This window comes from Pseudoflavonifractor sp. BSD2780061688st1 E11 (assembly GCF_005844125.1).
Taxonomy (GTDB): Bacteria; Bacillota; Clostridia; order Lachnospirales; family Lachnospiraceae; genus Sellimonas; species Sellimonas catena.
This window is the reverse complement of sequence record NZ_SPHM01000084.1, coordinates 1-2,640: the sequence shown is the minus strand read 5'-3', so window position 1 is coordinate 2,640 and position 2,640 is coordinate 1. Positions and strand designations below refer to the sequence as shown.

At 49.8% G+C, this 2,640-nt stretch carries 2 protein-coding genes; both read right to left on the bottom strand.

Annotated features, from left to right (window positions below; genetic code table 11):
- Positions 1–118: 118 nt before the first annotated feature.
- Entirely contained in the window at positions 119–895 is a 777-nt protein-coding gene (gene istB / locus FGQ85_RS18020) for an IS21-like element helper ATPase IstB (RefSeq protein ID WP_118638157.1), read from the bottom strand.
- A 6-nt stretch (positions 896–901) separates the two neighbouring features.
- Positions 902–2,461, bottom strand: a complete 1,560-nt coding sequence (istA, locus tag FGQ85_RS18015) for an IS21 family transposase (protein ID WP_118638159.1) — start codon at positions 2,459–2,461, stop codon at positions 902–904.
- Positions 2,462–2,640: the final 179 nt, after the last annotated feature.

The following is a 2,640-nucleotide window of genomic DNA, read 5'->3' as shown; positions in this document are numbered from 1 at the left end:
TGTATATTACGGTGAAAATGTACCCCTGTTCCGGAGGAACGGATACCAGAAGTCCGGAGCTATGATACCGTGAGTCCGGAACAGGGATACCACATTTAATTAATTGTCACCTGCGAGTTTACTCGCTTAATGCGGGGTCTAATCCATACACCTCCCGCATGGATCTGTAATTCGCAGGATCTGTCGGAATGATGTTGATCTTATATGCATCATGCTTGATGCGATCCAGGATCGCTTCCGCAAGGGGGCTGTCATCTCCGCCAAGCTGATCATACCAGCCATTGGAATCATACTGAGAACAGAAGATGGTAGAGGATCTCCTGCGTCTCCGATGGAGAAGTTCCAGAATGTCATGCTGTTCGGATTCATTTGGTTTCAGCAGGAGCCATTCATCAATGATCAGCAGGATCGGGTTGGCATATTTCCCCTGGACCTTCTTGTATGTGCCATCGTTACGTGCCATTTCCAACTCCAGGAGCAGATCCGGAAGCCGAACATATTTCGTTTTGTAACGCTGCTTGCAGGCTTCCATCCCGAATGCACATGCCAGATAGGTCTTGCCGCTCCCGGTTGCGCCTGTGATAAAGAGATTTCTGTGCTCCGTGATATATTCACATGTTGCAAGCCTCTCGATCAATGCACGGTTCAGCTTGCGGCCGGAAGTATAATTGATATCACCAATGTATGCATCTGGCTGATCAAATCCGGCATTTCGGATCAGGCGTTTCAGGCTGTTGCTCTTGCGGTTGCTGTATTCAATATCTACCAGCATCCCGAAGCGGTCCTCAAAAGAGACCTCCTTCATCTTTGGATCAGATATTTGGGTACGGAATGCATCCGACATAGCTGTCAGGCGCATTTCAATGAGTTTATCTATAGTGCTTTGTGTAGTCATAGTCCCTTACCTCCTGTAGTAATCAGCGCCTCTTGTAAGCGCATGGCTGCTCTTTCCTGATTCTGTATGGCTGCCCGCTGTCTGACTTTTGTCGGATACTTCCGTCTGGTCGCTCCCAGTATCAAGGATGTTTTTAATACTCTTATAGCTGGGAGTGGCCGTAAAGGAGAGAGCTTTCCGGCAGGCCGCTTCCAAACGGTTGGCAGAATACTTGTCGGCCAGTTTTAGAAGCCCCATACAGCTACGGTAAGACTGCTGTTCTACACGCTTGGAGGTAAGGATTGCATCAACTACCTGATGGGTACTGGAGCCGATCCGTTCCGACCATTTGCGGAAGCGGTCGCCGTTCCATTCCAGGTACTGCTGGTGGGAAGCCGGCATGTGCTCTGTAACCGTGCTGTATTGTCCCTTGCGGCCGTACAGACGGCGGTGGAATGCAATCCGGTTATGGTTGTAAAAAATTTCAATGGTTTTATCTGTAACCCTCACATCTACTTTGCGCTTTATGTATTCATACGGCACTGAGTATAGCATTCCGGCAATGGATATGTGATAATTGAACTGAACGGTGGCCTGTTTCCATTCCGCCAGTTCATAAGGGGTGGCAGGTAACGGTGCCAGTAATGGCAGTTCTTCGTTGCGGAAGATCTCGTACCGGCTGCCCGCCTTCTTTTGGAAGGGGCGTCGGCTGAAAACTTCCAGTTTCTGACGGATTGCCCGGTTTAACTCACTGAGGGAGAAGAACTGCTCATTGCGCAGGGCTGCCGTGATCCAGGTGGAGATATTGCCTACACTGCCCTCGGCATTTGCTTTGTCGCGAGGGGTCCGGATGCGGGCTGGTATGACTGCAGTGCCATAGTGTTCAGCCATTTCCTGATAGACAGCATTGATCCGCTGATCCTTCCAGCTCTTGTTGCGATCCACGGCAGTGCGGCAGTTATCCGGCACAAGGATTTTGGCAACACCGCCAAAGTACTCATACATGTGGACATGTGCTGCAATCCATGAGGGCTGTTTCTCATCCATAAATGCCTCCACATATGGATACTGGCTGTAAGTCATTACTCCTACGAAAATGTGAGCATCCAGGATCTCGCCGGTATCCGGGTCAATGATATGTGCCGGATCTCCGGCCCAGTCAACCTCAACCTGCTCTCCGGGCTTGCGGTTGATGTGCATGGTGGCGCGGCGCTTCTGCTCGTCCTGTTGGATATAATAACAGAATTGGGAATACATGAGCGGCTCATCACCAGCGAGGCGACATTCCTCAAGGTATTCTGTCCAAAGGAGCTTCTTGTTTACTCCGTTACGGAGAAGTTCCTTGCGGATGTGGGCATAATCCGGCATACGCTTGGATGTAGTGATTTTTGCTTTCTGGTTTGGGAAAAGCAATCCACAGAGGACCGGATCGGTTAGTTTTGGATCCAATGGCCATGTGAGGTTCTGTTCTCTCGCTGCCTTTAGCACCTTGTTGACAGTTGTCTTTGATGCATTGCAGCTGAGGGCAATGTTGGTTTGGCTGAGACCTAATCCGGCTAACCGGATGATCTCGCGATACTTGGTCATAAACGATGACCTCCTTCATAATGTATTTACGCATGAAAGCGCATAGATACATTATAAAGGAAAGCGGTACTCATTAACCGGAATCACGGTATCTATCAACCAGAACGACGGTATCCGCAAAGCCGGATTTGCGGTACTGTGTCACCGGAATGGCGGTTCAGAATCGCCCGGAATACTCA

Coding starts and splice junctions, on each gene's coding strand:
- istB (WP_118638157.1), bottom strand. CDS start 895: ATGACTACACAAAGCACTATAGATAAACTCATTGAAATGCGCCTGACA.
- istA (WP_118638159.1), bottom strand. CDS start 2,461: ATGACCAAGTATCGCGAGATCATCCGGTTAGCCGGATTAGGTCTCAGC.